Source organism: Stenotrophomonas maltophilia (genome assembly GCF_002799155.1).
Lineage (GTDB): Bacteria > Pseudomonadota > Gammaproteobacteria > Xanthomonadales > Xanthomonadaceae > Stenotrophomonas > Stenotrophomonas maltophilia_R.
Genome location: NZ_NERD01000002.1, coordinates 3357234 through 3384065, shown reverse-complemented (window position 1 = coordinate 3384065; position 26832 = coordinate 3357234). Strand labels below are relative to the sequence as shown.

Genomic DNA, 26832 nt, shown 5'->3' with positions numbered 1-26832 from the left:
AATGGAGTCAGGGCTTTGAACGATTCACTGCTAAATTGCGTGTACTGCTTGCCAGGAGATGTCTCGACGTTTCCCGTGGGCAAGGGGTCTGAAGAACATGTTCTGATCGCAGCGCTTGGAGGCAAGAAGGTTACGAGAAATCTCTGCTGCCAAGGCTGTAATAATCGACTTGGTACGGAGCTGGATGCGGAGTTCGCAGAGGTCTTCGCGCCAATTGCGAACATGTTTAACGCCAAGCGTGCGCGGAAAGGCGATGCGCCAACTTTGGCTACCGAAGAGAAGCTAGATGGGCATCCGCTGCAGATCCTTCCGGGATTAAAGTTCTCTCTGCGTGGATCGAAGGTTCAAGAGACGGAGCTTGCCGACGGTAATATAGGCCTGACAGTTAGCGCTAATACTCGAGAAGATGTCGAGAAGCTAATGGCAAATTACCTCAAAAAATTTCCGGATAAGAAATTTTCAATAGAGGGTACTCGCTTCGTTAGCAAGTCTACGGCCGCGCCTCTGTATTCGGCGAGGCTGAAGGTGGGCGAAATTGAAAAGCGATGTGCAGCGAAGATGATGCTGGCGCTGCTAGCAACCTCAGTCGCGCCGGAAAGGCTTCGTTCCGATAGTCTTCGGGACATCGTCTGCTACATCAATGGATCATTGGAGATAGGAGGAAATTTCCAACCTTGGCTTAATATGTCGCTCCCCGAGCGCAAGCCGGAGTACGAGTTCGGGCATGCTCTGATGGTAGTGGCCGATAGAGAACGCTCACTCTTGATTGGTGTGCTGCAGATCTATGGGACGATAGCGATAACCGGGATCATGTCTGAATGTTGGGATGGTCCAGATATCGGAATTGTCTATTGGGTAGATCCGGTTGCAGGGGCTTCTGAAACGATCAAATTTGCCCCGCATGAGATTAGCCGATCCTACCCGCGTCGACGCTCTCCATCGGATCACGAACATAGAGAGTCTCTGATGAGAATGATGCAAGAGATTCAGCGCAGACATCGAGATGCCCGAACGGAGGAGTTTATCGATGGTCTAGTGGCGCTTAAGGAGTCGAGCTTGCCAGATGACCAGAAGAAGAAGGCAGCGGATCAACTGATTGAGAGTTATGTGATGGAAGTGCTGCGCATAGATCACGAACGCGAGTTTCCCTGATGCGTTCCAGGGCCACGGGCTGGCCCTGGCGTGCCTGGAGAAATGTGAGTCCGATTGTGAGTCGTGTTCACGTCATACTCTTATATTTCTCATATAAATCAGTTACTTAAGTTTGTGGTGCGGTTGTTGGTGGGCTCCATCGAATCAGGCACTTTGGATCATCCGCAGTGCCTCCTTCGTCAAACCGACGCGGCCCGATGACCGCTCGGTGAGCGTCCACGCCCCGCTACCGTTGCCGTTGGTCGCGGGCTGCCCCTGCGTCCTGGGGCGTTCACTGCTAAGCGCCCCTGGGTGCGCGAATCCAACGCCTCCAACCTTGCGCTTGGGCGGGAAGATGCCCTTCTCTCTCCCGCGATGGATGTCGATGGGCCTCCTGAGCCGGCATGGCAGGTGCAGGGTGAGCGCTAAAGGGAAGGGCCGGCCGCCTCAAGGTTCACGCGGACATTCTCGATGGAACTGCTGGGGGGCACCGGCGCAGGTGACTCAGGGATTCCGTACCCGGCTGAAGTGCGCGATTATCTGCCCGCGGGACTTCCGCAACCCGACATTGCGTTCCAGCCTTTCCAAACGAATAGAGTCCAGGGGGATCTATGCTTCGTTTAGTGATTGCTGTAGCCGTGCTGCTGTTGCTCGTCACTCCTACCCGAGCCCAGCCTGGGCCAGTGTGGTTCCAGGTCAACATGAGCTGCACCTACACACCCGTTCAAGCGCGATGCGTGATCGTCAACAGCAGCAGCCTGCCCATGTATTGTGACCTGCGCGCAGATGCCAAGCTGATCACGGGCCATTTCCTGTATGCGTACATGAAAGACTGGGTTCAACCGCAGGATTGGCGCCACGTGTTCGTGTACTCGAATCCGCCGAATCCGCCGATACAGGCCGTGGTGGGTGGCGGGATGTGCCGGCACTAGCGCATCGGGGCCATTGATGCGATTGACGCAATCAGAGGCAACAATGGCCCCGTCCGCTTGGATGTTTGCCAAGCGTGATTGACTGCATGCAAGCATCGGGCGCGTCCAGCGAGCGCGATGGCGATACACCGAAGCGGGTGCATTCCAAGTTCTATTGGGGACATCCAGAATGGGCGGAGCGATCAGTGGAGCATGAGGCCGGGTACGATCCGCTCCAGGAGACGCGCGGCGGATACGCCCGATGGGCTCCTGTGCAGACGGTGGTTGTGCAGAAGGTGGCAAGATGCGACATCCGCCGACCCGTACGACAAGGAGCCCGCATGAAGCGCATTGCCTGCACGTTCGTCGTCCTGACTGCTCTTGCGGCATTGCCTGCCGCTGCAGCAGAGCCTTCCGACTCACCCAAGCGCCCGTCCGTTGAAACCCTGCAACGCCTGATCGTCGACAGGGCACCACAGACGCGCGTGGAAGCACCCGACCACGAGCGCATCACTGCACGGCGCATCGACATCGTCGATGACACGGGCGTGATCCGCATGACGCTGTCCGGCAAGACGCCGGCGCCGATCATCGATGGCCTGCAGTACAAGCGCGCCTTCAACGTGGCCGGCATGGTGCTGTACGATGACACGGGCAGCGAGCGTGGTGGCTTCGGTACTGCCGATGTTGACGGTGGCATGGCGGTGCTGGCGCTGGATCACCCGGCGATGGATGCGATTGGCTGGCGGGTATCGCCGGACGGTGCGGTGAGCTTTTCGATCAACCAGGCGCCGAAGCTGATCCGCGAGCCTGCGCTGGGCAACAAGCTGATTCCCGGCGTGCAGGCACCGACCCGAATCGGCCTGGTGGTCGGCTCTGACGGCACGCCGGCCATCGCGTTGAATGACACGGCCGACCGCACGCGCCTGCGCCTGACCATCACGGCCGAGGGTTACGGCGCCATCGAGTTCCTGGATGCGCAGGGAAGAGTGATCCACACGCTGGCGCCGGAGGCCGGACTTCGCCGCTAGCGCGTACGCACCACGGATCGAGGCTTACCCGCGCCGCCCACGCCCATCAATGCTGTAGCGCCCCGCCCCGGTGCAGGCCAGCAGCAGGAACCCGCCGGCCAGCCCCAGATTCTTCAGGAACATGATCTGCTGGGTCTGGTCGGCGAAGTTGTGGTGGAAGATGAACGCGGTGACCAGGCTGAAGCCGGCCAGTACGACCGACACCAGCCGGGTCTGGAAGCCGAGCAGGAGGCACAGGCCGCTGCCGATTTCGAAGGCGATGGTCGGCCACAACAGGATGCCGGGCACGCCCATCGCTTCCATGTAGCCCTGGGTGCCGTTGAGATCGCCGAGCTTGCCCAGCCCGGACACCAGGAACAGCGCCATCAGCAGGAGGCGTGCAAGCAGGTAGGCGAGCGAATGCGATGAGGTGCTCACAGGGATGTCCTCGGGGATGGCCGACGAAGGCGATCGGAGCCCACCGGCAGTGAAGCCCGTGTCTACGCGGAAGGCAAGGCGCCTTGACAGGCGCCGCGCGGCAGTAGACCTTTCCCGCATGACGATCGATATTGAATCGCTCAGCCTTCGGGAGCTGAGCGCCTTGGTGGTTGCCGCTGAACAGCGGAAACAGCTCATTTCAAGCCGGCGTCCGGCCAGCGCCGTGCGGCGGATGCTGAAAGCCGCTGCGGCCGAAGCTGGCTACACCCTTGAAGAACTCTTTGGCGCAGAGGCCATCGAAGCGGCCGCACCCAGCCGCAAACCCGCACGGCGCAGGGCCGGCAAGGTGGCGGCCAAGTACCGCGACCCGGAGTACAAGCAACTGACCTGGTCCGGCCGTGGGCGCATGCCGCGCTGGCTGGCGTCCAAGGTGCAGAAGGGCCACAAGGTTACCGACTTCCTGATTCCCGGGCTGGCACGGCCGACGGCGCGCAAGAGCAGCCCGATCGGCAAGCGCACGGTATTCAAGAAGGATTGACCCTGCCGCGTTGCTACCCTGGCTGGGTCTTTGAACGAAGGAGCGCTGCGTGGCACACGATGGCAGCATGACAATCCCGACCAGAATGCTCTATATCGCAGCAGGCGCCGCGGTGCTGGTCAGCTTGCTGGCCTGGGTGGTGGAATGGAGCGGGATGGCTTATGTCTGCCCGTACTGCCGCGTGCAGCGCACGGGCATCGGCGTGCTGGGCCTGCTGACGCTGTTCGCGCGCCCGGGCGGTCTCATCGTGCCCTGGTTGTCCTACACCGCAGGTGGGTTCGCGTTCGTGGTCGCGGCGATGCAGCACTTCAACGGCTGGAAGCGCATTTCCGCCGGCGACTTCAGCTTCAACACGCAGTGGTACATCGATCCGTGGTTGCTGTCAGGCTGCGCGATGCTGATCCTGGTGGCACAGCTGATGCTGGTGCAGGCCGCCTGCCGGCGTGGTCTACGCTGAGGCCTGCCCACAGGGCGTAGCATCAGGCGTTCTGGAACACGGCCAGCTGCGCAGCGAAGGCGCGCTGGTAGGCGGGGCGCTGTGTTGCACGGCCCACATAGGCGACCACCTGCGGGTGTTCGTCGAGCAGGCCACTGCTCTTCAGGCGCAGCAGTACCGAAACCATCATCAGGTCGCCGGCGCTGAATTCACCATCCAGCCACGACGCCGAGCCCAACCAGGCGGACAGTTGTGACAGCCGCATACGCACACGCTCTTCGAGCATCGGCAGGCGCTGTGCATACCAGGGCTGCTCGCGCTCCAGCACCCAGGCCATCGAGCGCTCGACGATGGGGGGCTCCACCGTATTCAATGCAGCGAACACCCACATGATTGCGCGCATGCGTGCATCCGGATCAGCAGGAAGCAGGCCGGCATGCTGCTCGGCCAGGTGCAGGACGATCGCGCCGGATTCGAACAGGATCTGGCCGCCGTCCTGCCAGGTGGGAATCTGCCCGAAGGGATTGCGCGACAGATGTGCAGGCTGCTTCAGCTCGGCGAAGCTGAGCAACTGCACGTCATAGGGCACGGCCAGCTCCTCCAGCGCCCAGCGTACGCGCATGTCACGGGCCAGGCCCTGGCTGCGGTCCGGGGAAGTGGCGAATGCAGTGAGGATCGGGCGCATCGGGATACTCCTGCGGGCCGAAGGGCCCGCCTTTTCCCCTTCGACGAACGACGGGGCGGGAAATCGACAGCTTTCCCGGGCCACCGGGCGATACACTGTCCATTACCTGTCAACCCTATACCTCCCCATGTGGCAGCGCCGCGCCTCCCTGGCCGAACTGCAGCAGCAACGCGATGTGCTCCAGGCTGAAATGGATGCGGACGCTCTGCGGCTGGTGTCGCAGCTTCCGCCGGATGACCTCGTGGCGGCGCTGATGCCGCAGGCGCGCCGCCTGCAGGAACTCAATCAGCAGATCATGCGGGCTACACCGCCACGCGAACTGATGAAACGCCTGCAAGCGCTTGAACGGCAGCTGCTCGAGCCCGGTGCACAGAGCGCTGGCGTGCGGCAGGGGCTGGAAAGTGAACTGCGCGACCTGCGTCTGTACTTCGGCAATCCGCGCCGTCGCCCATTGACGGCGAAGGTGCTACTGATCCTGTTGGCGGGCGTTGCGGCAGCGTTGTTGCTGCCGAAGCTGCTCGTGGACCTGCTGGTCGCTCTCTAGGCCTTCCTCACCCCGCTCGATGCAGCTTCCGATACTGGTCGGGCGTGCACTGCGCATGCCGCTTGAACATCTCGGCGAAGGCGCTGACCCCTGAGTACCCCAGCTCCTCGGCGATGCGGCTGATCGGCCGTCGCGTGCACAGCGCTTCGGTGGCCCTGACGAACCGCATCCGTCCGCGCCAGTCACCCAACGACATGCCCAGCTCGCTGCGCGCCAGGCGCTCCAGTTTGCGCACGCTCATGTGGTGCCGTTGCGCGATGTCGGCGACCGTTTCGGCGGCGTGCAGATGCTTTTCCATGTATGTCATCACCTGCTTCAATGCGTCGCTGCTGGCGATCGGCAGGAAGCTGGGCAGTACGGCGGCGTTGACGATCTGGTCGATCACTACGGCCGCCATCCGGCGTTGTGCCGGTGATTGCGGATCAGTCACGCCCTGGCGCGCCAGTTCGTGCAGCAGTTCGCGCAGAAGGGGCGTGACCTCCAGCGCCCGGCACCGCGCGGGCAAGCGGCGTGACAATGCTGGTGACAGATAGGCCGATCGATAGGCCAGCACCGAGCGGTTGCGCGAGTAATGGGCCACGCCGGGTGGAATCCAAAGCGCGTAGTGCGGTGGCGACACCATCCACTCGCCCTCGATCTTCATTTCCATCACGCCCTGCGCAACGAAGTTGAACTGACCCCAGGGATGGCTGTGCGTACCCCAGTCGTTGGGTTCCATTGCGCCTTGCCGGAAGTAGATCGGGCCGGGCAGCTGGCGGAAGGTGGGGATGGGTTCCATCGGTTGCCGCAAGCCCGGGTCGGAGTGGCGCATTTTCAGGATGTCCTTGATATGCGCCAAGCCTACGCTGGGCAACCTCCCACGTACACCCACATTCCGTGAACTATCTTTTTCCGATCCTCGCCTGCCTGTTGTGGGGCGCGAACACCATCGTCACCAAGCTTGCCTCGGGCTCGGTCGGCCCCATCGACATCGGCTTCTTCCGCTGGCTGGTTGCTGCCGTTGTCCTGTTGCCGTTCGCGCTGCCGAAACTGCGCCACAACCTGCAGACCGTGCGTGCCAACCTCGGGCGCTTCCTGGTGCTGGGCTGCCTGGGCGGTGTGATGTACCAGTGCCTGGCCTATTACGCGGCGCATTTCACCTCGGCCACCAACATGGGGGTGATCCAGGCCCTGATTCCGCTGATCGCGCTGGCGCTGTCACGCGTGTTCATGGGCCACCCGGTGCGTGGCGCCGCTATCGTCGGTGCGTTGATCTCCACGGCCGGCGTGGTGGCGGTGGTATCGCAGGGCGACCTGGCACGGCTGGCGGCGCAGGGCCTGAACCGCGGCGATGCGATCATGCTGATCGGTGCGTTGGCCTTTGCCGCCTACAACGTGCTGATGCAGCGCTGGAAGATTCCGCTGTCGATGCTGGAGTCGCTGTTTCTGCAGGCCACGGCGGCGTCGCTGATCCTGCTGCCAGTACAGCTGATGGCCGGCACCGGGGTGAACAACCTGACCGCGGTGGGCTGTATCGGTTTCGCCGCGGTGTGCGCGTCGATCCTGGCGCCGCTGACCTGGATGACGGGGCTTTCGCGGCTGGGAGCCGCACGTGTATCCGGCTTCTTCAACCTGGTGCCGATCGTGACCGCTGCACTAGCCGTGCTGCTGCTGGGCGAATCGCTCAGTGGCTGGGTATTGGCCGGCGGCGTGCTCGCAGTGTCTGGTGTAATATTCGCCGAGTACAGCGCCAAGCGTGCGACGGTTGTGAGTGAGGCCGAACCGGTGTGATGCTCCACCTCCCGCGACGGCGCTGTCTGTGAATGCGGCGTCTTCGCGTGCCTGCGGCGACCGCCCTACACGGGGAGTGCACATGCCGTCCACGTTGTGCGATGCGCTTGCGCTTCAGTCTGGCAGCTCCTTTCCCGGCACACACAGGAGGCCGCCGATGAACACGCCTGGCAAGCCGAAACCCAGCTGGAAGCAATGGCACGTGCTGCTGGTGATCCTGGCGATTGCGCTGCTGGTCAGCCTGATCATCGTCATCGCGCCCTGGTGACGTTCGCACTGCACGCTCAGATGCCGTGAAGGCAGGTGGTGCTGGCGATGAAGAAGTCAGCACGTGTTCTGCAGGGTGATGCGCGAATCAATTCGTACTCACCCGACAGGCACATTCGAACCTCCACAGTGGTGTCGAAGGCAACGCACCCGCGCTGCCATTCCCCGCAGAATTCCGAGCAAACAGGAGCGACGCCATGAGCACCCAGTCCACCATCGAACATCGCCTCAACGACCTGATCGAGATCGCCCGTGATGGCAAGTCGTTCTATGAAGAGGCAGCGACCAAGGTAAAGGACGCCGAGCTGTCGGCGCTGTTCACCCGCATTGCCGGCGTCAAGGGCCGCATCGTGGCGGCGCTGAGCGGCTCGGTGGCCGCCAGCGGCGGCAAGCCGGCCGAGCACGGCACTGTGGTTGGTTCCATGCAGCAGTTTTACGGCAAGGTCCGTGCAGCCTTCGGTGACACCAACTATGGCTACGTGGCTGAACTTGAAGAATCCGAAGACCGCCTGCTGGGCGCGTTCAAGGATGTGCTGCAGGACAACGAGCTGCCGCCCGCCGTGCGCCAGGAAGTGACCCAGCTGCTGCCGGAAGTGCAGGAGTGTCACAACGTGATGCGTGCGCGCAAGCATGCGATGAAGGCGGCCTGACGGTTCAAGGCGACCTTCTCCCCGGGGCGCCACGGCCGGGGCAGTATGCTGCCCCGGCCATCTTCTGCGCTCGTTGTGGACACACGTAAAAAAGGGGCGGCCGCGAGGCCGCCCCAATCCGTCAAGCACATGCTGCTTTGGAATCAGAAACGTACTGACCAGCGTGCATTCGCACCATGGTCACGACTCTCGCTGCCGAACTGGCCGCTGTAGCCCAGCTCCAGCTGCTGTCGCGGGGTCAGCCAGGCCGACAGGCCCAGTTCGGCCACCACCGCGTTGTCGGCAATCGGTGCGCCGTTGACCGCGAATGTGGTGCTGCCGTTGGCGAAGGCAAGGTTGGCGACCTGGCTGCGATCCCCCGAGGCACGGCGATAGCCGACGCCACCGCGCAGGTGCAGCCAGCTTTCCTGCTGGAACGAAGCCTTCAACCCCTTGTCGAAGCGCACGCCGGCGGTGGCGATCGTGGTTCCGGTGTCGTCCACCTTGCCCTGCAGCGCCGCTGCTCCACCGCGTTCGTTGATGCGCTTGAGGTCCACTTCCACGCGCGCCACCTGCACGTACGGTTCCAGCCCCGCTTCCGGGCCACCGAAGCGGTAACCGGCTTCGATGAAGGCCTGGCGGGTACGGGCGTCGTAGCGCGCGCTCAGGCTGTCGCTGAAACCTGCGAAGGCGACGTCACGTGTACTCTTCACCTCGTGCTTGCTCCACGCCACGCCACCGCGCAGGCCGAAGCCGCCCCAGGTGTGGCTGGCATAGGCGCCGAAGTGCGTGTTGTCGATCTTCGACTTGGCGCGGCGGTCCTGCTGCTTGACGTCGGTACGGCCGGTGCCGGCCAGCACGCCGACCTGCCAGCCGGACAACTCGCGGTCGATGCCGACCAGCAGGCCGTTGCTGTTGGCTTCGGTACGGGCGGTGTTGAAATCACCATCCAGCTTGCTGTTGCCACCGATGGCCTGCACCCATGCACCCGTCGCATCACCCGCGTCGGTGCCGGGTGCCGCAGCGCCGGCACGGCGTGACAGTGCGGCATCGCGCACGTAGCGGCTGCCCTCGACCAGGGCGATGGCCGTGGCCGGATGCAGCTCGCCGCTGAGACCGTCGAGCACGCCGCCGACCTGCTGCGGGAACAGCTGCGTCAGCGGCTTGGGCAGGCCCTGGGCGATCGGCAGCAGGTCGGCCGCCGCCGCCACTGCGCGCTGGTTGGGGGTGCTGGCAGCCGTGGTCAGCGAGGCGCCACGGGCGACATCGATGCGCGTGCCATTGGCGCCGTAGGCCAGGCTGAACTGCAGGAAGGGCGAGAACGCGCTGAAGTCGGTCTTGGCGAACTGGCCGCTGATGCCTCCGTCGGCACGCAGGAAGTTGAACTGTTCGCCGAGGTAGTACACGCCCGGTTCCGGCAGCGCGACCAGGGTGCCGCCGAGAGTGGCGGTGCCAGTCACGTGCAGCTGGTCACTGCGGCCACCCGGTGCCAGCTCCGCCGCATAGACGCCGGTAGCGCCCTGCACGTAGTTGCCGTTGATGGTCAGCGTGCCGATCGAGTTGCCCGGCGCAATGATGCCGTCCACGCGGGTGTTGCCGAGCGTGCCGACGCCCTTCAGCAGGCCATTGGCGCCGACCGTGGTGGTGCCACCGGTCTGCGTGCCGTTGAAGGACACCACGCCGCCGTTGACCACCAGATTGCTGTTGTTCAGCACGCCGCTGGAACTGACCGTGCTGACGCCACCGGTGGTGGTCAAGGCGGTGGAGACCAGGCCGCCGTTGAGCAGGAACCGGCCGCCCTGGACCTCGACCGCCGACGTGAGCGTGTTCGCACCGTTCAATTCCAGCGTGCCGTCCTGCACCACGGCGCCGTTGAAGCTGTTGTTGCCGCTCAAGCGCAGCCAGCCGATACCGGATTTGGTCAACTTGCCGGGGCCGCCGATGTCATTGGTCCAGTTGTCCCAGGCGTCGCCTTCCCAGACCTTCAGGCCGCCGGCCTTCTGGTTCATCACCACGTTGGTATCCACGCGCAGCGAACCGTAGCCTTCGATGGCCTTGCGCAGGTCGACCATGCCCCAGCCGTAGATTGCGTCGATACCCGGCGCGCCGAGATCGCGTGCGGTGGTCAGCAGCACGTCGCGGACCTGGGCGTTGTCCAGATACGGGAAGCGCTCCATCAGCAGGCCGAGAGCGCCCGTGATGTGCGGCGCGGCCATCGACGTGCCGGTCTTGGTGCCGTAGACGTAGTTGGTGTTCTCGCTGTCGATGATCAGCCGCACGTAGGCGGAGGTGTTCTCGATGCGGCCCTGGATATCGCCGGAGACGATGGTGCTGAGGATGTCGGTGCCGGGAGCCGAGATGCACCAGTTGGCGGCAACGCCGCAGATGCTGGAGCTGCCATCGATCACGTAATCGGTTTCGCCTGCGGCGGCATTGGGACGGCGGACATTGGCGACCGCCAGCCAGTACGGTTCCAGTTCGGGCTTCCAGCGCGGCATCGAGGCGGTGATGCCGGCAACCGCACCGCTACCGTTGCCGGCCGACCACACCTGGATGAGGGTGGAGCCTGGGGTACCGTCGTTGCTGGCGTAGATGCTGCCGTACACGCCGTAGTCGGCACCGATGCTGGCGTACTGCTGGTCCAGCGCGGCGGCGGTCATGTTGCGGGTGGAAATGCCCCAGCTGTGGTTGATGGCGCGTACACCCTGCGCCTGGATCTGCGCATACATGTCCAGCGTAGCGGCATCATCCGGATCGGTGCGGTACACCGCGCGCGGGCGGTAGTAGCCATCCGGGTCGAGGCGCCATTCGTAGTACGTGTCGCCGAATACGCGGGCGGCGGTGAGGTCCGCACCAAAGGCTACGCCGTGCATTCCCGTGCCATCACGGTTGGCGCCGATGGTGCCGAGTACGTGGGTCCCATGATCGGCATAGCTGAAGCCATAGGGCAGGCCAGCCGCGATCAGGCGTGCCGCCAGTGAGGCCGGAACGCCGGCGCCGAGTCCGTAGTAGTTGAAGCCTGGCTGTTCGCCGCGGGTCTGCCCGCAGGCGCCGGTACCTGCGACGACACCCGGCGTCGCGCAGTCGGCGCCAATGGTGATGCTGGAGGTATTGCGTCCTGCAAACTCTGGATGCGCCAGTGCGGAGCCCGAGTCGAACAGCGCCAGGCGCACGCCCTTGCCGGTCAGGCCGCGCGCATAGGCGTAGTCGGCGCCCATCGCACCCAGGCCCCAATCGGCGTTGAATTCATCGCTGCGCCAGCTGGCCGGATCGCCTGGGCTGCCAAGAACGGCGGTGCTGCTGGCGGCTGGTGCAGTGGCCGTGGCTGCAGGTGCCGTGCTGGCAGCGGGCTGCGCCCACGCTGCCTGCAATTGGCGCTGCTGCTGCCAGGCATCAAGTGATTCGCCGGCCATGGCCGGCAATGCGGCGGCCAGCAGCAGCGAACTGGCGACGGCAAGCGCCAGCGGACGGTGCGACAGGGAGCGGGACGAACGGCCGTACAGCGGGTGATTCATCGGACAACTTCCTTGGTTGACGGACAACAAGGCCGTTAACGTCAAGGCGTGGCGGTATCCCCCAGTGATGTGAAGGGAATTTTATGAACGCGTTAATTATGTGTGACGCACACGTTCACCTGGTTTCCCCTTGGCCCCTTTACCGTGGCCGGGCCTGGGCTCACCAGGCTTATCAAGGAGCGATGTCGATGCGTACTTTCAGGAAAGTGATCGCCGGTGCCGTGTTCGCGTTGGCCTGCAGTGGCTCGGTGGCCGTGGCCGGGCCGGTTCAGCCCTGCGATCTGCCCTGCTGGAAGGCCTACCAGGCGTGTGTATCCGGTGGTGGTGATGCCATGGAATGCCAGTACGAATACGATCGATGCATCATGGAGCGCTGCGGCGCGGTGTAACCCCTGCCGTGAACGGCTGAGGGCGGGCCCCGTCTGTGACGGGGCTCTTCTGTTTGTGCGCAGGGTCGGGCAGTCTCGACGCATTCTTCCTGCTGGAGTGGTACATGGCCGTCAAGCGTGTCGTTGCCAACATCGCCACCCCCGACCCCGCGTGTGCCGCAGCGTTCTACGGCGAACTGCTCGGCATGCCGGTGGTGATGGACCATGGCTGGATCGTCACCCATGGCGGGCAGGGCAGTGCGCTGGCACAGGTCAGCTTCGCCAGCGAAGGGGGTTCCGGAGCACCGGTGCCGGACCTCTCGATCGAGGTGGACAACCTGCAGGAGGTGCTGGAGCGCATGCGCGCGGCCGGCGTTGCGCTGGAATATGGTCCGGCTGACGAACCCTGGGGCGTGCGGCGCTTCTTCGTCCGCGATCCATTCGGTCGGTTGTTGAACATCCTCGCCCACGCCTGAGCGACGGCGAGGGCTTTAGCGGCCCGTACCGCCACACTTCGGGGCCGGCGGCACGCCGACCATGCGCAGGCAATCGGCCACCACCGCCGCAATGAAGGTCTCGGCGTCCTGTGCCGGTGCCGCGATCAGATCGTCGGTGGCGCCGTGCACGCCGGCATAGATCAGCGAGGCCGTGACCTGCGGTGCCGGCAGCTGCCACAGGCCTGCACGGGTGCCCGCCTCGAGGATGTTGAGCAGCTGCTGCTGGATGGCGTTGCGCTCGGCATTGCCGCGCTGGTGGTGGTGATGGTTGGCGTAGACGACGTCGTGCAGCGCGTGCGTGCGTACATAGATCTCGATGTTGGCGCGGATCCAGGCGCGCAGGCGCGCCACGTCATCGTGGGCAGGCTGCTGCTGCACGGCGTGGTCGACCTCGGCCATGAACTGCTGCGTGTAGCGCTGTGCCAGCGCCTGCAGGATCTCGGTGCGCGAGGCGAAGTAGGTATAGAACGTGCCCTTGGCCACGTCGGCGGCGGCCACGATGTCGCTGATGGTGGTCGCTTCCACGCCCTGTGACAGGAACAGCGCCTGCGCGGCGTCCATCAGCTCTTCCTGGCGGGTTTCAGCGGGTTTGGTACGGGGCCTAGCGGCAGCGGGGATCTGCATGGGGCGGGGTCCGGGTGCGACGGTGCTCATTCTAGCCGTCCTCCCGCATTGACTGACCGCCAGTCATTGACCGACGGTCAGTCAGTCAACTACGATGCGCCCACATCCTCCCCCGGGATCCGTACATGCAACGCTTCCGACGGCCGGCTTTGGTGCTAGCGGCTTATCTGGGCACCTTCCTTGCCTCGCTGGACATCAGCATCGTCAACGTCGCGCTGCCGACACTGCAGCAGGCACTGCACACCGACATGGCGGGGCTGCAGTGGGTGATCAATGCCTATGCCATCGCCCTGTCGGCGGTGATGCTGTCGGCGGGACCGCTGGGTGACCGCTACGGCCACCGCCGCATGTGGCTGCTCAGCGTGGCGATCTTCACCGTGGGCTCGCTGCTGTGTGCCTGCGCTGGCAGCCTGCCGGCACTGGTGGCGGGGCGGGCGGTGCAGGGCGTGGCCGGTGCCCTGCTGATTCCCAGTGCGATGCCGGTCCTCAGCCATGCGTTTCCCGAAGCACGCCCGCGTGCACGCGCGATCGGTGGCTGGTCGGCGTTCAGCGCGCTGGCGCTGGTGCTGGGGCCGCTGCTGGGCGGTGAACTGGTGCAGCGCGCCGGTTGGCCCAGCATCTTCCTGATCAACCTGCCGCTGGGCCTGCTTGCCCTGGCGTTGGGGGCCTGGGGCATTCCGGAGCGGCGGCATCCGCAGCAGGCCGCGCTGGACCCGGTCGGGCAGCTGCTCAGCATTGTTGCGCTGGGTGCGCTGAGCTACGGCCTGATCGCGATCGGCGAGCACGGCCCGCTGGCACTTGCAACGCTGCTGGCACTCGGCATCGCGGCATTCGGCCTGGCGCTGTTTGCGTGGGTCGAGCGTCGCGTGGCGCGGCCGCTGCTGCCGGTGGACCTGTTGGCGATGCCTGGCTTTGGCATGCTCAACCTGGCCTCGTTCGTCCTTGGATTCACCGCCTATGCCAGCCTGTTCTTCCTGTCGTTGTTCTTCCAGCAGGCGCAGGGCCACGATGCGGCGCAGGCGGGTTCGCAGCTGGTACCGCAGTTCCTGCTGATGGGCGTGGTGTCATTGTTGTTCGGCCGCCTGGTGGCACGCATCGGGCTGCATACCGCGCTGGTGTCGGGGTATGCACTGACCGGCGTGGCCCTGTGTGCGATCGCCACGTTTGCGCCGGGCACGGGGCGTGGCCACGCCAGCGCCCTGCTGACGCTGCTGGGCGTTGGCATGGGCCTGGCGGTGCCGGCGACCGGTATGGCGGTGATGGCCTGTGTCCCCGTGGAGCGGGCTGGCATTGCGTCGGCCACGATGAACGCGCTGCGCCAGGCGGGCATGAGCCTGGGCATCGCGCTGCTGGGCAGCCTGATGGGCCTGCGCGCGGTGCGGCAGTTCGCTGCGACCGCGCAGGCGGCAGGGCAACCCGCAGTGGCCGCACAGGCGCGCGCGCTGATCCTGCAGCCGTCGGCATTGCTGCCAGGGGCGCAGACGCTGGCCTGGTACCGCGGCGCAATCGCCAGCGGTTTCGGCTGGGCGATGGCCGTCGCCGGCGTGCTGGCCCTGCTGGCAGCGCTGGGCCTGTACCGCCAGCGCCAGCGCGCTTGAGTGCGCTGCAGTCAGCCCTGCTGGCGTTGCGGCCCCTCCTCCGTGGTTGGCGAAGGTTCGGCCACGTGCTGCTGTTGCTGCTGCCGTGCATTGGCGTGGCGCGCGTGCCCGCCTTCGCGGCCGATCGCCGCCATGTGCTGGCGATTGCGGCTGATTGCCTCGCCGCCCTTGCGTCCCGCCACGCGTGCCTCGGCCGGGCTGAACTCATGTGCATTGCCGGACGCATGGGCGGCGCGTCCGCCCTTTGCAGCGATCGCGCGCTGCTTGTCCTGGTCCATCGAAGCGAAGCCACGAGGGGAGGTGCCGTGATGCTGGTCAGCCATGTGAAGGCTCCCGTTGCATGGAAGGGACGCTCATCCTTGCCGGAGCCCGGCTAAGGAAGTGTCCGCACCGGCATCGCTGCCTTCACGCCCCACCGCACTGGCATTCACGGCGCAGCTACGCTGCTGCGCGGATTGCGCGGCTTGGCGAGCATGGGCCGTCATGCGCGATGGCCACGCAGAGAGGACAGAACAGCATGAGCACATTCGGGTGGCTCGCACTGCTGGGCTGTGCAGTGCCACACGCTGCAGCTGCGCGTGGCAGATGGCAGCTGGATCTTCCTCAGCGAAGTCGAGATGGCCGCTGAGCAGCAACGCCTCAGCGCCGACGGGCGTCCTGCAGGCGCTGTGCGAAGGGCCGCTGTTCGAGCACCACCAGTGCTTCGCGCAGTACCTGCTCCAGCGACTGGCCGAGATCCGCATCGAGGCTGCGCGCTGCCTGTGCGGTGGCCTGCCACTGTGCCTGCAGCGCAGGCAACGCCCGTCGCGCGCGTGGGCTCAAGTGCAGGATGCGTTCGCGCCCGTCATCGCCGCTGGCTGCGAGCAGCCAGCCAGCGCGCATCATCGCCGCCACTGTCTGGCTGAGCGCCGAGTGGCTGAGCCCGCAGGCCAGCGCCAGGTCCTTGATCCGGCAGGGGCCCTGCGCCATCAGCGTGCGCAGTACTGGCGTGTAGCGGGGCCGGTAGTCCAGTTGCAGATCCTGGTAGGCCTGCTCCACAGCCGGGTCCAGCTGGTCGAGCAGGGCGCGCAGCAGGGTGCCCAGCGTGGCGTGTTGGAGATCCATGACCAGAATGATATATAAGCACTTATATATCTTCAATGCGGGGGTGGATGATGGCGGTCTCCTGGATGCTCGGCGTGCTGCTGGCGGCAGCCTGCCCCGCGCAGGACGGGGTCCTGCAGGCGGCGGCCAGCGCCGTGCAGGCGCAGTACCTGGACGAGGCGGAGGGCGCCCGCATCGCCGACGCCCTGCGCAGCTGGTCGACGCAGCAGCGCTATGCGGGCAGTTGTGCAGATTCTGTTGCGTTCAGCGCACGCCTGAACCAGGACCTGGACACGTTCGATGGCCACTTCCACGTTGAACGCGTAGACGTGGCGGCCGGCCAGGACGACTGGTTGATGGCCTGGCGCGCCGATGCCCGCAGCAATGGCGCCGGCGTGCGCGAGGTGCGGGTGCTGGAGGGCAACGTTGGCTACCTGCGGCTGAGTACCTTCTATCCGCTGGATCTGGCACGGCCGAAGCTGGCGGCGGCCTTCATGCTGCTGGCCGACACTGATGGCCTGGTGCTGGACCTGCGCCAGAACGGGGGAGGTGATGATGCAAGTGCCGATCTGCTGGTACGCACGCTGCTGGACGCGAAGATCGACACAGTGCAGCAGCTGGACCAGCGCGGCCGGCGCACGCCGGTACCGCTGCCACCGGCGAACCTGCCCGCCTACCTGAAACCGCTGGTGGTGCTGATCGACCGCCGCACCGGCTCGGCGGCCGAGTTCGTCGCCTACTCGCTGCAGGCCTTGGGGCGCGCGCGCATTGTCGGCACGCGCAGCGGCGGCGCAGCGCATATGTTCGGCGATCCTGTGCTGCTGCCCGATGGCTATCAGATCAGTATTCCCGATCGGCAACCGATCAACCTGCGCACCGGCGGCAACTGGGAACGTACCGGCGTGAGGCCTGATGTGGCCGGTGGCGACGATCCGCTGTTCATCGCGCGGCAACTGCTGGCGCCTGCGAAGTCGTCAAGATGAACGCACGATTGCATGGCTGTCCTATCGCAGATGCGCGATTGCATGCCTAGAATCGAAGCATCCCGGTAGTTCCCGGGCGCTTCGAGTGAATGGACTCAATGAAGATTCTGTTGACCGGCAGTTCCGGGCGCATCGGGCGCGCGATCTTCGGTGCGCTGGCGGCCGCCCACGAAGTGGTGGGGCTGGATCGCAGTCCGTTCGCCACCACGCGCATCATTGCCGATGTCACCGATCGCCAGGCGGTCACGCGTGCGGTGCAGGGCGTCGACGCGGTCATCCATACCGCGGCCCTGCATGCCCCGCATGTCGGGCTGGTGCCGGACGCGGTGTTCCAGCAGATCAACGTGGAGGCAACCGCGCACCTGCTGCAGGCCGCGCGCGAAGCCGGCGCACGGCGTTTCGTGCTGACCAGCACCACGGCGCTGTACGGTCATGCCGTGGTAGCCGGTGGCTGCCGTTGGATCGACGAAGACACCGAGCCGCTGCCGCGCACGATCTACCATCGCACCAAGCTGCAGGCCGAGACCCTGGCTGAAGCTGCCGCCACGCCGGGCTTCAGCGTTCGCGTGCTGCGCATGGGCCGGTGCTTCCCGGAACCGCCCGAACGGATGGCGATGTTCCGCCTGCACCGCGGCATTGACGCCCGCGATGTGGCCAGCGCACATGCTGCACTGCTGCTCGACGAAGGCGCCCGATTCGCCCGCTACCTCGCCTGCGCACCGACGCCGTTCCGGCGCGAGGACTGCCTGGAACTGGCCACTCACCCGCGCAGCGTGCTGGCCCGTCGCGCGCCGCAGCTGCTGGCCGAGTTCGAACGCCGTGGGTGGCCGCTGCCATTGAGCATCGACCGTGTCTACGACAGTGCCCGCCTGCGCAGCGAGCTGGGCTGGCAACCCTGCTTCGGGCCGGACGACGTGCTGCAGCAGTACGCCGTCGGGAGCATCGAGGTCCTGCCGCGCGCGCAGTGGATCAAGGACCGCGTGGCCGAGTGAGGCCGACGCAAAAGATGGGTAGCTGCCCCGACCCTGAGCGGATTCAGGAATGTGCAGGCCAGCCGCCTCAACCTCGTTGGCGGGCGGCCGCTAACCCGGTGCGCTTCCAGCGCCGGGCCCGTCCCGGCGGCCGGTGGCCTGCGCGGTGCCCTGGTGGCGCCGGTCGTCCTGAACTGCCTTGCGGACCCTCCCATGCCTTCTTCCCGTTCCGCCGCTGCCCGCCGCCCGGGCAGCATCGCCCACAAGCTGATGCTGGGCACCGCCGTGATCGCGCTGCTGTGCTTCGGCCTGACCGCGTTCCTGATCTACCGACAGGCCAGCGCCAGCCTGATCAGCGCATCGCGCCAGACCATGACCAGCGAGGCCACCGCCGAAGCACGCCGGGTTGCGGCCGATCTTGGTACGGCCTTCGCCAGCAACGATGCCATGGTCGAAAGCGTATTGGCCCAGCGCGCCCGTGGTGATGTCACCGATCGCGCCAGCCTGGCCGCCGTGCTGGGTGAGCAGCTGCGCGCCCATCCGGAATGGCTGGGCAAGAGCACCATGTGGGAGGCCGATGCCTTCGATGGCAGGGATGCCGAGTTCGTCAACACCGAAGCGCACGATGCCACCGGCCGCTACATGAGCTACTGGGCCTGGCATGACGGCAAGCCACAGCAGTCGGTGATGACCGACTACACCGAGACTGCCAGCGGTTCCGGTGACTGGTACATGGCGCCCAGCCGCGACAAGCTGCCGAAAGTCAGCGAACCGTACGCCTATGACATCGCCGGGCAGCAGGTGCTGATGAGTACGTTGAGCACGCCGATCGTCGAGAACGGCAGGTTCCTGGGCGTGTTCACCGTGGACTTCTCGCTGGCGGCACTGCAGAAGCACCTGGCCACGCTGAAGCCGATGGGGGCCGGCCGGGTGGAACTGCTGTCGCCGAAGGGCGTGGTGCTGGCCTCGGCCAATGCCACCGAGATCGGCAAGCCGCGCAACGATGCACTGACCCGCAGCATGCTGGCCGACATCGCCGCCGATCGTCCGTTCGAGGCCTTCAGCCCCGATGCGGCCGGCAACGTGCGCGTGTACGTGCCGTTGCGCGTGGGCAACGCCCCGCAGCGCTTTGCGCTGGGCGTGGTGATGCCGCATGCGGTGATCGTGGCCGAAGCGCGCCAGCTGTTGTGGCTGACCCTGCTGGTCGGCGTGATCGCGGCGCTGACCCTCAGCGCCGGTGTCTATGTACTGCTGCGCCGCCTGGCGATCCGCCCGCTCGCCGAAGCGGTGCGAGTGGCCGGCGACGTCGCCGCCGGCAAGCTGGACAGTACGCTGCCGGCGCGCAGCAACGACGAAGTAGGGCGCCTGCTGGATGCAATGCAGGGCATGCGTGGCCAGCTGCAAGCGGTGATGGCCGCGCAGGCCGAAATGGCGCGCCGCCACGATGCCGGTGAACTCAGCTACCGCATGGATGCCGCGGCGTTCCCGGGCGAGTACGGCCGCATGGTGGCCGACAGCAACCAGCTGGTGGCCTCCAGCAACGCGGTCACCCAGCGCCTGGTTGAAGTGATGCAGCGTTATGCCGTGGGCGACCTCAGCGTGGACATGGAAGCACTGCCGGGCGAGAAGGCGGAGTTCACCGCTGCGATGGCGACCACCAAGCACAACCTGGCTGCGATCAACGAGCAGATCCAGCAGCTGGCCGCCGCTGCCGCCGCCGGTGACTTCGCCGTGCGCGGTGATGCACTGCGCTTCGACCATGATTTCCGCCGCATGGTGGAGACCCTGAACAAGATGATGCAGGTCAGCGACCACAACCTGGCTGCGCTGTCGACGCTGCTGCGCGCGATCGCCGCCGGTGACCTCACTGCCCGCATGCAGGGCGACTTCCACGGCGTGTTCGCGGTGATGCGCGACGATGCCAACAGCACCGTGCAGCAGCTGACCCGGATCGTCGGCCAGATCCAGCAGTCGGCAGCCAGCATCCGCCTGGCCGCTGGCGAGATCGCTGCGGGCAACAGTGACCTGTCGCGGCGCACCGAACAGCAGGCCGCCAACCTGGAAGAAACGGCCGCGTCGATGGAGGAACTGACATCCACCGTGCGCCAGAATGCCGACCATGCGCTGCAGGCCAACGCGCTGGCCGGTTCCGCAGCGGGCGTGGCCAGCGAAGGCGGCGAGGTGGTCGGCCAGGTGGTGCACACCATGGAACAGATCGAGGCGTCGTCGCAGCGTATCGCCGAGATCATCTCGGTGATCGATGGTATTGCCTTCCAGACCAACATCCTGGCGCTGAACGCGGCAGTGGAAGCGGCACGCGCCGGTGAGCAGGGCCGTGGTTTCGCCGTGGTCGCCAGTGAAGTGCGCGCGCTGGCACAGCGGTCGGCCGGTGCGGCCAAGGAGATCAAGGCACTGATCGACGCCTCGGTGGCGCAGGTCGGTGCCGGTGCACAGCTGGTGCACGGCGCGGGCCGCACCATGCAGGAAATCGTCGGTCAGGTTGGCCGGGTCAACGAGATCATGGCCGAGATCTCAGCGGCCTCGCGCGAGCAGTCGGCCGGCATCGAGCAGGTCAACCAGACCGTGGTGCAGATGGACGAAACCACCCAGCAGAACGCCGCACTGGTGGAGGAAGCCAGCGCCGCCGCCCGCGCGATGGAGGAGCAGGCCGAGCAGCTGGCGGTGGCGGTGTCGCGCTTCCGCCTGCAGGCCGAGCCGGAGGCCACCGCCCGCCGCGCGGCGTGATCCCGGAAACGAAGACGCCCGGCGGGGGCCGGGCGTCGGGTGCATCCTCGCCGCGCATCCGGCGCAGGTCGGTTGGCTCAGAACATTCCTTCAAACGGGTTCCAGCTGGTGCGTCCTTCCACCTTCTCCAGGTAGTAGCTGTAGTTGGTGCTGGAGGCGACAAGGAGGTTCATGGCGATGAACAGCATGCGCCCGACGATGTCCGGAAGGAACATGGTGACGATGGCCAGCACGATGTTGATGCCGATCACCACCAGGGCTTTGCGCCACATGCCGAGGATCAACAGGTAGATGGCGCCGAAGAACAACGCGAAGAAGTTCAGGTTGATCTTCAGGCGGTCACCAAAGGACAGCGCCTTCCAGGCCTGCTTGAAGCCGGGATTCTTGGGGGCGCCGTGCTGGCGGAAGAAATTGAAGCGGAACTGCCACTTCGGGCTGAATTGGGACAGGTCAGTAGTATTCATTGGGGAAACATCCCTGTGAGAAAACGTTTTCATGATAGGACAAGTCCCATTCAGGATCCATGCTTCACCGTCAAAAATGTGACGCCTACCTTGTTCCGGATGCTGTGGCCGGATGCCGCACCGTCACCCGCCCGCCTTGTTTTTAGGATAGGGTGCGCAGTTCCGCTCTCGTCCCGGTTGGACCCGGACGTCGGCGGGATGTCCATGGAGGTTGCATGACCACACCTGCTACACCGGAAAACGCACCGGGACCGGTGCTCCTGCCGACACCTGAAGTGGTGCAGGCACAACAACTGCTCGCGCGCCAGCAACTGGCGGTGGCGATGGACCGTGCACGCACGGCCGCCACGCGGGATGCGGCACCGGCCGCGCTGGAAAGCGAGTAATCCGCAACACCGTCGATCGCGCTGGCCTGCCGCCAGCGCGATCATGGCGCGCGCCGCCGGTCAGAACCGCGCGGTCATGCTGAGGAAGTAGCTGCGCCCGGCCACGAAGTAGTCGGTGGAGCCTTCGGCATACAGCTTCTTGTCGGCCAGGTTGCTGACGCCGCCACGCAGGGTCAGCACCTCGTTGACGTTCCATGCCGCGGTCAGGTCATACAGGGTGTAGGCCTTGAGGAAGGTCGTGGCGGTGCCGGTCTGCTTGCCGGTGTACTGCGCCGACAGGCTGCTGGAGAACACCGTGTCCGGTGTCCAGTCCAGCGACGAGTAGCCGGAGAATTCCGGCGTATCGATCAGGTTGCGGCCGGTGGTCAGGTTCCTGGCTTCCTTCATCCAGGTGGCCGAGGTGCGCCAGCGCCACTGCTCGCCGAAGCGGACATTGAAGTTGCCTTCCATGCCGCTGGTGCGCGCGCGCTGCACGTTGCTCATGCGCGTCCACCAGATGCCATTGAACCTGCCCAGCGGTGCGTATTCGATCTTGTTCCGGAAGTCGGTATGGAAGTAGGTCACGCCGGCATCGATCAGGTCATTGTCGAAGCTGATGCCGATCTCGCGGTTGGTGCTGGTTTCCGGATCCAGGTCCGGGTTGCCGGCCATGTAGCAGCCGCCGCGGGTATAGCCCAGCGGGATCAGCGAGGTGCAGCCGCGGCCGCCGGACTGGGTGGCCGCAGTGGCCGAATTCTCGGTCAGGCTGGGGGCGCGGAAGCCCTTGGAGACGCCGCCGCGGATCGTCCACTGTTCGGCTGGATGCCAGACCAGGTACGCACGCGGGCTGACGTGGCCGCCGAACTTCTCATGGTGGTCCAGGCGCGCGCCCACGGTCAGGGCCAGGGTGCGGTGCAGCTTCAGTTCGTCTTCCACGAACAGCGCCCACGTATCCACTTCCAGACTGGAGCCGCTGACCGCGTTGCCGGCGTAGTCGATGGGCGCGCGGCCGATGGTGTCGGTGTTGGTCAGCTGCTGCCGCTTCCACTGCCCACCCACGGCGAACTGGTGTTCAACGCCCAGCGTGAACGGTGTGGTCAGGCTGCCTTCGATGATCGTATCGGTGGCCTCGGAACGGCCGGTGGCGCCGATATCGTTCTTGTATTCGGTCCAGTACGCACTGAGCCTGGAGGTGCCGAAGCTCCACTGGCCGTCGTGGTTGAGCGCCAACGAGCTGCGCTTGAGCTCACTGGCGCCCCAGGCGCCTTCGTCCTGCTTTTCCAGCGCGGCATCGATGAAGGCTTGCTGCACGCCATGGCCGGCTTCCAATGACAGTTGCTGGGCGTCGCTCAGCTTCCACTGCAGCAGCGCATCGATATTGCGGTCCTTCTCGCCGGCATAGGCATTGCCATAGACACCGCCATTGGACTGGTCCGAATCGCGGCGCATGCTGTTGGCTCCGATGCGCAGGCCGAAGCGTTCGCCCAGCGGGCCGGAGAAGGTCGCGCCGATCTGCTGGGTGTCGCCACGCTTGCCATCACCGGGACGGGTGTAGCTGTGGGTGGCGCTGCCGTTCCAGTCGTCGCCGATGCGCTTGGTGATGATGTTGATTACCCCGCCCATCGCATCGGAGCCGTACAGCGAGGACATCGGTCCGCGCACTACTTCGATGCGTTCGATCTGGTCGGGCGAGATCCAGTTCAGGTCCTGGCGGCCGAGGTCGGGGCGATAGTTGGTCGCCGCCGAGCTGCCCATGCGCTTGCCGTCCACCAGCACCAGCGTGTAGTTGGAGGGCATGCCGCGCAGCTTGATCTTGGACTGTTCGCCGACCGCGCTGAGGCCACCGGTCACGCCCGGCACGCGGCTGAGCAGGGTGGCCAGGTCGGGCACCGGCTGGCGCTCGATGTCCTCACGGCTGATCACGCTGATGCTGGCCGGCGCATCCTTGATCCACTGCTGGTTGCCCGAGGCGGTGACCACCACGGTATCCAGGTCCTTGGTGGAGGCATCGGCGCTGGCCTCTGCGGCGGCCAGGCTGGGCAGGGCCAGCACGCAGGCGGTGGCCAGGGCATGAGCCAGGCGGGTGCGCGGCAGGCGCGCGGAACGGTAACGGGACGACAGGGACATGACGGCTTCCATGGGAGGTGGGGAGACCCTGTGGAAGCAGCAGGCGCAGGCAGACAGCAGGCAGCCACCCTTCCGTGGGTCGTCGGGCGCGCGGCGTGGGCCGGCGCAGCTGGGTGGGTCGCGGCCGTGCGAGAACGGAGACCTGCCTGGTTAATGAAATGATAACCGTTCGCGTTTGTTACGATCCAGTGCCGGGGGAGATGCAGTGACATCTGGCCATTCCCCGGCGTGATCGCCCGCTATTTGCTGAATGGGGATAAATCCCGGCGTAGACCTTCGCGCGCGGCTTACATTCAGCGCCCTAGACTGGGCCGCATTTTCGATTCCGCCCCGTTGGAGATCGTGTGGGTTCCGGTAGTGACAGACATCGACTGTGCGGCCTGAAGCCGACACAGCCAGGACAAGTGCGGGCGCCGGGAAAGCGCGCCGGGAACCTTGGTGCATGCAGCCCGGCCGGGATGGCCGGCCGTGCCGGCGGCGCGGAGTAGGCGACGATGGGGGTGCAGACCATCCATGCGGAAGCAGAAACGCCCCGGCTCGATGCCGGCTGGGCGCTGTTGCCCACTGAATCACCCTTGCAGATGCCCGAGCAGACCCTGCGCGAAGGCGCACTGAAGGTCCGGCGGCATCGCACGTCGCCGCGCCTGATCGGCCTGCGCCGGCTGTATATCTTCGGTGGCACGCTCGGCATGACCGCCGTGGCCACGCGGATGATGTGGCGGGTGCTGTCGGCCAATGGCATCAGCGTGCTCGAAGCCTGCCTGCTGGTCCTGTTCGTCGGCCTGTTTGCCTGGATCGCCCTGTCTTTCGCCAGCGCACTGGCCGGCTTCCTGACCGCGGTGTTCGACCGTGGCTATCGCCTCGGCATCGATCCGGACAAGCCGTTGCCGGCCGTGCACAGCCGTACCGCGCTGCTGATGCCGACCTACAACGAAGACCCGCGCCGCCTGCTGGCGGGCCTGCAGGCCATCTACGAGTCGGTAGCAGCGACCGGCCAGCTGGAGCGCTTCGACTTCTTCGTGCTCAGCGACACCCGCCGCGAGGACATCGCGCGCGCCGAGGAACAGGTGTTCGCCGAGCTGCGCGAGCGTGTGCCGGACGGCCGGGTGCGCCTGTTCTACCGTCGCCGTGGCGACAACAGCGGGCGCAAGGCCGGCAACATTGCCGACTGGGTCCGCCGCTTTGGCGGTGCCTACCCGCAGATGCTGATCCTCGACGCCGACAGCCTGATGACCGGCGACAGCATCGTGCGCCTGGTGGCCGGCATGGAGCACAACGCCGACGTCGGCCTGATCCAGACCCTGCCGTCGGTGATCGGCGGCCGCACCCTGTTCGCGCGCATGCAGCAGTTCGGTGGTCGCGTGTATGGGCCGGTAATTGCCCGTGGCGTGGCCTGGTGGCATGGCGCCGAGAGCAATTACTGGGGCCACAACGCGATCATCCGTACCCGCGCCTTCGCCGACCACGCCGGCCTGCCGGCGCTGCCGGGGCGCAAGCCGTTCGGCGGCCACGTGCTCAGCCATGATTTCGTCGAAGCGGCGTTGATGCGGCGTGGCGGCTGGGCCGCGCACATGGTCCCCTACCTGGGCGGCAGCTATGAAGAGGGCCCGCCAACGCTGACCGACCTGCTGGTGCGCGACCGCCGCTGGTGCCAGGGCAACCTGCAGCACGGCAAGGTGGTCGGCAGCCGCGGGCTGCACTGGATCAGCCGCACCCACATGCTGATCGGCATCGGCCACTATTTCACCGCACCGATGTGGGCAATGCTGATGCTGATCGGCATCGCCATCCCGCTGTTCCAGGAAGGTATCGATTTCAATGCCCTGCTGCACCTGTCGCCCAGCGTTTACTGGCGCGCCCAGGACGAAGAGCAGGTGGTGCGCCTGTTCGCCGCCACCATGGCGGTACTGCTGCTGCCCAAGGTGCTCGGCTACCTGGCGATGCTGCTGGATCCGGTCGACCGCCGTGGCTGTGGCGGTGCGATCCGTGCGTTCGTCTCGATGCTGGTGGAAACCGTGCTGGCCGCGCTGATGGCGCCGGTGGTGATGTACGTGCAGTCGCGCGGCGTGGCCGAAGTGTTGTCCGGCCGCGATTCCGGCTGGGACGCGCAGCAGCGTGACGACGGTGGCATCTCCTGGCTGGCGCTGATCCGTGGCTATGGCGGCCTGGGCGTCTTCGGTGCCTTCATGGGCGTGCTGGCCTGGGCGGTGTCGCCGTCGCTGGCCGCGTGGATGGCGCCGGTGGTGATCGGCATGGTGTTGGCGGTGCCGGTGGTGGCGCTGACGTCCTCGCGTGGCCCGGGCGCCTTCCTGCACCGTCTTGGCCTGCTCGATATCCCCGAGGAGAACATCCCGCCGCCAGTGCTGGTGCGTGCCGCGCAGCTGCGGCGGGAAGCGGCCGAGCAGCCGCCGCTGTACTGATTGCCCCGCGCCAGCGGCATAATGCGGCTCGAACTTGAAGGAGCCGCATCATGCTGCAAACGGTGGAACAGGAAACCGGCGCGTCGCCGCAGTGGTCGGTGATCTGGCTGCACGGCCTCGGCGCCGACGGCCATGATTTCGCACCGATCGTGCCGGAGCTGGTGCGGCCGCATTGGCCGGCGCTGCGCTTCGTGTTCCCGCACGCACCGGTGCGGCCGATCACGATCAACAACGGCGTGCCGATGCGCGGCTGGTACGACATCGTCGGCATGGACTTCCGTTCACGCGCCGACATGGCCGGCGTGCAGGAATCAGTGGTGCAGCTGGATGCACTGATCGCGCGTGAGATCGAGCGTGGCATTCCTGCGCAGAACATCTTCCTGGCCGGCTTCTCGCAGGGTGGCGCGATCATCCTGAGCGCCGCGCTGTCGCGTACCGCGCCGCTGGCCGGCCTGGTCGCGCTGTCCACCTACCTGCCCGAAGCTGAAAGCGCCAAGCGTGTTGACGGTGCCGTGCAGGTGCCGGTGTTCATGGCCCATGGCAGCGGCGACCCGGTGATTCCGCAGGCGGTAGCCGTACACAGCGCGCAGGCGCTGCAGGCGCTGGGCCTGGAGGTGGAATGGCACAGCTACCCGATGGCCCATCAGGTCTGTGCCGAAGAGATCCAGGCACTGGGTGACTGGCTGCAGGAACGCCTGGGCGCGGGCTGAGCC

26 protein-coding genes are annotated in these 26832 nt (G+C 65.8%); 17 read left to right on the top strand and 9 right to left on the bottom strand.

The window, feature by feature from the left end:
* Positions 1 to 15 precede the first annotated feature (15 nt).
* The 3 genes from B9Y82_RS16195 to B9Y82_RS16185 all read left to right on the top strand — a co-directional run bounded on the left by B9Y82_RS16195 (position 16) and on the right by B9Y82_RS16185 (position 3073).
* The gene (locus tag B9Y82_RS16195; RefSeq protein ID WP_100474024.1) at positions 16 to 1152 is read left to right on the top strand and encodes an HNH endonuclease; all 1137 of its coding nucleotides are present in this window, start codon (positions 16 to 18) and stop codon (positions 1150 to 1152) included.
* Positions 1153 to 1832: 680 nt separating this feature from the next.
* A complete protein-coding gene (locus tag B9Y82_RS16190; RefSeq protein WP_157804647.1) occupies positions 1833 to 2063 on the top strand; it encodes a hypothetical protein in 231 nt (76 codons plus the stop codon).
* Between the two features lie 320 nt (positions 2064 to 2383).
* Positions 2384 to 3073, top strand: coding sequence for a hypothetical protein (locus B9Y82_RS16185; RefSeq protein WP_100474022.1), 690 nt, complete (start codon positions 2384 to 2386; stop codon positions 3071 to 3073).
* Positions 3074 to 3097: 24 nt separating this feature from the next.
* On the opposite strand, the gene B9Y82_RS16180 is transcribed toward B9Y82_RS16185, so the two are convergent.
* The gene (locus B9Y82_RS16180) at positions 3098 to 3490 is read right to left on the bottom strand and encodes a DoxX family protein (RefSeq protein WP_100474021.1); all 393 of its coding nucleotides are present in this window, start codon (positions 3488 to 3490) and stop codon (positions 3098 to 3100) included.
* A 118-nt stretch (positions 3491 to 3608) separates the two neighbouring features.
* On the opposite strand from B9Y82_RS16180, the gene B9Y82_RS16175 reads away from it, so the two are divergent.
* Both B9Y82_RS16175 and B9Y82_RS16170 read left to right on the top strand, forming a co-directional pair.
* A complete protein-coding gene (locus B9Y82_RS16175) occupies positions 3609 to 4028 on the top strand; it encodes an H-NS family nucleoid-associated regulatory protein (protein ID WP_100474020.1) in 420 nt (139 codons plus the stop codon).
* 49 nt (positions 4029 to 4077) lie between these two features.
* Positions 4078 to 4485: a hypothetical protein gene (locus tag B9Y82_RS16170; RefSeq protein ID WP_100474019.1), complete on the top strand. Its 408-nt coding sequence runs from the start codon at positions 4078 to 4080 to the stop codon at positions 4483 to 4485.
* 22 nt (positions 4486 to 4507) lie between these two features.
* Here B9Y82_RS16170 and B9Y82_RS16165 read toward each other — a convergent pair whose 3' ends face one another.
* A complete protein-coding gene (locus tag B9Y82_RS16165; RefSeq protein WP_100474018.1) occupies positions 4508 to 5149 on the bottom strand; it encodes a glutathione S-transferase family protein in 642 nt (213 codons plus the stop codon).
* Positions 5150 to 5276: 127 nt separating this feature from the next.
* Between B9Y82_RS16165 and B9Y82_RS16160 the strand changes: the two genes are divergently transcribed.
* Positions 5277 to 5693, top strand: coding sequence for a hypothetical protein (locus tag B9Y82_RS16160; RefSeq protein ID WP_100474017.1), 417 nt, complete (start codon positions 5277 to 5279; stop codon positions 5691 to 5693).
* Positions 5694 to 5700: 7 nt separating this feature from the next.
* Here B9Y82_RS16160 and B9Y82_RS16155 read toward each other — a convergent pair whose 3' ends face one another.
* Positions 5701 to 6504: an AraC family transcriptional regulator gene (locus tag B9Y82_RS16155; protein ID WP_100475256.1), complete on the bottom strand. Its 804-nt coding sequence runs from the start codon at positions 6502 to 6504 to the stop codon at positions 5701 to 5703.
* A 65-nt stretch (positions 6505 to 6569) separates the two neighbouring features.
* On the opposite strand from B9Y82_RS16155, the gene B9Y82_RS16150 reads away from it, so the two are divergent.
* Both B9Y82_RS16150 and B9Y82_RS16145 read left to right on the top strand, forming a co-directional pair.
* Complete coding sequence (locus tag B9Y82_RS16150; protein ID WP_100474016.1) at positions 6570 to 7463, top strand: DMT family transporter; 894 nt, start codon at positions 6570 to 6572, stop codon at positions 7461 to 7463.
* 464 nt (positions 7464 to 7927) lie between these two features.
* Positions 7928 to 8380, top strand: a complete 453-nt coding sequence (locus B9Y82_RS16145) for a PA2169 family four-helix-bundle protein (protein ID WP_014648535.1) — start codon at positions 7928 to 7930, stop codon at positions 8378 to 8380.
* Positions 8381 to 8523: 143 nt separating this feature from the next.
* On the opposite strand, the gene B9Y82_RS16140 is transcribed toward B9Y82_RS16145, so the two are convergent.
* Positions 8524 to 11874, bottom strand: a complete 3351-nt coding sequence (locus B9Y82_RS16140; RefSeq protein ID WP_100474015.1) for an autotransporter domain-containing protein — start codon at positions 11872 to 11874, stop codon at positions 8524 to 8526.
* A 188-nt stretch (positions 11875 to 12062) separates the two neighbouring features.
* Between B9Y82_RS16140 and B9Y82_RS16135 the strand changes: the two genes are divergently transcribed.
* Together B9Y82_RS16135 and B9Y82_RS16130 are read left to right on the top strand one after the other, a co-directional pair.
* The gene (locus B9Y82_RS16135; protein ID WP_087923722.1) at positions 12063 to 12263 is read left to right on the top strand and encodes a hypothetical protein; all 201 of its coding nucleotides are present in this window, start codon (positions 12063 to 12065) and stop codon (positions 12261 to 12263) included.
* A gap of 104 nt (positions 12264 to 12367) precedes the next feature.
* Entirely contained in the window at positions 12368 to 12718 is a 351-nt protein-coding gene (locus B9Y82_RS16130) for a VOC family protein (RefSeq protein ID WP_100474014.1), read from the top strand.
* Positions 12719 to 12733: 15 nt separating this feature from the next.
* Here B9Y82_RS16130 and B9Y82_RS16125 read toward each other — a convergent pair whose 3' ends face one another.
* A complete protein-coding gene (locus B9Y82_RS16125) occupies positions 12734 to 13363 on the bottom strand; it encodes a TetR/AcrR family transcriptional regulator (protein WP_100474013.1) in 630 nt (209 codons plus the stop codon).
* A gap of 125 nt (positions 13364 to 13488) precedes the next feature.
* Here B9Y82_RS16125 and B9Y82_RS16120 point away from each other — a divergent pair, with 125 nt between their 5' ends.
* On the top strand, positions 13489 to 14961 hold the full coding sequence (locus B9Y82_RS16120) for an MFS transporter (protein ID WP_100474012.1): 1473 nt from the start codon (positions 13489 to 13491) through the stop codon (positions 14959 to 14961).
* Positions 14962 to 14972: 11 nt separating this feature from the next.
* Here B9Y82_RS16120 and B9Y82_RS16115 read toward each other — a convergent pair whose 3' ends face one another.
* Positions 14973 to 15284 (bottom strand): KGG domain-containing protein, encoded by a 312-nt coding sequence (locus B9Y82_RS16115; protein WP_100474011.1) that lies wholly within the window; start codon positions 15282 to 15284, stop codon positions 14973 to 14975.
* 316 nt (positions 15285 to 15600) lie between these two features.
* On the bottom strand, positions 15601 to 16065 hold the full coding sequence (locus B9Y82_RS16110; RefSeq protein ID WP_100474010.1) for a MarR family transcriptional regulator: 465 nt from the start codon (positions 16063 to 16065) through the stop codon (positions 15601 to 15603).
* Positions 16066 to 16115: 50 nt separating this feature from the next.
* Between B9Y82_RS16110 and B9Y82_RS16105 the strand changes: the two genes are divergently transcribed.
* From B9Y82_RS16105 to B9Y82_RS21000, 3 genes are all read left to right on the top strand, one after another.
* Positions 16116 to 17027 carry a S41 family peptidase gene (locus B9Y82_RS16105; RefSeq protein ID WP_100475255.1) on the top strand — a complete coding sequence of 304 codons (912 nt, stop codon included), beginning with the start codon at positions 16116 to 16118 and terminating at the stop codon, positions 17025 to 17027.
* 98 nt (positions 17028 to 17125) lie between these two features.
* The gene (locus B9Y82_RS16100; protein ID WP_014648518.1) at positions 17126 to 18019 is read left to right on the top strand and encodes an NAD-dependent epimerase/dehydratase family protein; all 894 of its coding nucleotides are present in this window, start codon (positions 17126 to 17128) and stop codon (positions 18017 to 18019) included.
* Positions 18020 to 18211: 192 nt separating this feature from the next.
* Complete coding sequence (locus B9Y82_RS21000) at positions 18212 to 20743, top strand: methyl-accepting chemotaxis protein (protein WP_100474009.1); 2532 nt, start codon at positions 18212 to 18214, stop codon at positions 20741 to 20743.
* Positions 20744 to 20820: 77 nt separating this feature from the next.
* Here the strand turns inward: B9Y82_RS21000 and B9Y82_RS16090 are convergent, their stop codons facing one another.
* Entirely contained in the window at positions 20821 to 21207 is a 387-nt protein-coding gene (locus tag B9Y82_RS16090) for a DUF2628 domain-containing protein (protein WP_100474008.1), read from the bottom strand.
* 215 nt (positions 21208 to 21422) lie between these two features.
* On the opposite strand from B9Y82_RS16090, the gene B9Y82_RS20770 reads away from it, so the two are divergent.
* The gene (locus tag B9Y82_RS20770; RefSeq protein ID WP_005419553.1) at positions 21423 to 21593 is read left to right on the top strand and encodes a hypothetical protein; all 171 of its coding nucleotides are present in this window, start codon (positions 21423 to 21425) and stop codon (positions 21591 to 21593) included.
* A gap of 60 nt (positions 21594 to 21653) precedes the next feature.
* Here B9Y82_RS20770 and B9Y82_RS16085 read toward each other — a convergent pair whose 3' ends face one another.
* Positions 21654 to 23699: a TonB-dependent receptor domain-containing protein gene (locus B9Y82_RS16085; protein WP_100474007.1), complete on the bottom strand. Its 2046-nt coding sequence runs from the start codon at positions 23697 to 23699 to the stop codon at positions 21654 to 21656.
* 494 nt (positions 23700 to 24193) lie between these two features.
* On the opposite strand from B9Y82_RS16085, the gene mdoH reads away from it, so the two are divergent.
* Together mdoH and B9Y82_RS16070 are read left to right on the top strand one after the other, a co-directional pair.
* On the top strand, positions 24194 to 26119 hold the full coding sequence (mdoH, locus tag B9Y82_RS16075) for a glucans biosynthesis glucosyltransferase MdoH (protein WP_100474005.1): 1926 nt from the start codon (positions 24194 to 24196) through the stop codon (positions 26117 to 26119).
* Between the two features lie 50 nt (positions 26120 to 26169).
* Positions 26170 to 26829 (top strand): alpha/beta hydrolase, encoded by a 660-nt coding sequence (locus tag B9Y82_RS16070; protein ID WP_100474004.1) that lies wholly within the window; start codon positions 26170 to 26172, stop codon positions 26827 to 26829.
* The last annotated feature ends 3 nt before the right edge of the window (positions 26830 to 26832 follow it).

Coding starts and splice junctions, on each gene's coding strand:
- B9Y82_RS16110 (WP_100474010.1), bottom strand. CDS start 16,065: ATGGATCTCCAACACGCCACGCTGGGCACCCTGCTGCGCGCCCTGCTC.
- B9Y82_RS16175 (WP_100474020.1), top strand. CDS start 3,609: ATGACGATCGATATTGAATCGCTCAGCCTTCGGGAGCTGAGCGCCTTG.
- mdoH (WP_100474005.1), top strand. CDS start 24,194: ATGGGGGTGCAGACCATCCATGCGGAAGCAGAAACGCCCCGGCTCGAT.
- B9Y82_RS16070 (WP_100474004.1), top strand. CDS start 26,170: ATGCTGCAAACGGTGGAACAGGAAACCGGCGCGTCGCCGCAGTGGTCG.
- B9Y82_RS16160 (WP_100474017.1), top strand. CDS start 5,277: ATGTGGCAGCGCCGCGCCTCCCTGGCCGAACTGCAGCAGCAACGCGAT.
- B9Y82_RS16090 (WP_100474008.1), bottom strand. CDS start 21,207: ATGAATACTACTGACCTGTCCCAATTCAGCCCGAAGTGGCAGTTCCGC.
- B9Y82_RS16115 (WP_100474011.1), bottom strand. CDS start 15,284: ATGGCTGACCAGCATCACGGCACCTCCCCTCGTGGCTTCGCTTCGATG.
- B9Y82_RS16155 (WP_100475256.1), bottom strand. CDS start 6,504: ATGCGCCACTCCGACCCGGGCTTGCGGCAACCGATGGAACCCATCCCC.
- B9Y82_RS21000 (WP_100474009.1), top strand. CDS start 18,212: ATGCCTTCTTCCCGTTCCGCCGCTGCCCGCCGCCCGGGCAGCATCGCC.
- B9Y82_RS16125 (WP_100474013.1), bottom strand. CDS start 13,363: ATGCAGATCCCCGCTGCCGCTAGGCCCCGTACCAAACCCGCTGAAACC.
- B9Y82_RS16120 (WP_100474012.1), top strand. CDS start 13,489: ATGCAACGCTTCCGACGGCCGGCTTTGGTGCTAGCGGCTTATCTGGGC.
- B9Y82_RS16190 (WP_157804647.1), top strand. CDS start 1,833: ATGAGCTGCACCTACACACCCGTTCAAGCGCGATGCGTGATCGTCAAC.
- B9Y82_RS16135 (WP_087923722.1), top strand. CDS start 12,063: ATGCGTACTTTCAGGAAAGTGATCGCCGGTGCCGTGTTCGCGTTGGCC.
- B9Y82_RS16165 (WP_100474018.1), bottom strand. CDS start 5,149: ATGCGCCCGATCCTCACTGCATTCGCCACTTCCCCGGACCGCAGCCAG.
- B9Y82_RS20770 (WP_005419553.1), top strand. CDS start 21,423: ATGACCACACCTGCTACACCGGAAAACGCACCGGGACCGGTGCTCCTG.
- B9Y82_RS16185 (WP_100474022.1), top strand. CDS start 2,384: ATGAAGCGCATTGCCTGCACGTTCGTCGTCCTGACTGCTCTTGCGGCA.
- B9Y82_RS16140 (WP_100474015.1), bottom strand. CDS start 11,874: ATGAATCACCCGCTGTACGGCCGTTCGTCCCGCTCCCTGTCGCACCGT.
- B9Y82_RS16130 (WP_100474014.1), top strand. CDS start 12,368: ATGGCCGTCAAGCGTGTCGTTGCCAACATCGCCACCCCCGACCCCGCG.
- B9Y82_RS16105 (WP_100475255.1), top strand. CDS start 16,116: ATGGCGGTCTCCTGGATGCTCGGCGTGCTGCTGGCGGCAGCCTGCCCC.
- B9Y82_RS16085 (WP_100474007.1), bottom strand. CDS start 23,699: ATGTCCCTGTCGTCCCGTTACCGTTCCGCGCGCCTGCCGCGCACCCGC.
- B9Y82_RS16145 (WP_014648535.1), top strand. CDS start 7,928: ATGAGCACCCAGTCCACCATCGAACATCGCCTCAACGACCTGATCGAG.
- B9Y82_RS16100 (WP_014648518.1), top strand. CDS start 17,126: ATGAAGATTCTGTTGACCGGCAGTTCCGGGCGCATCGGGCGCGCGATC.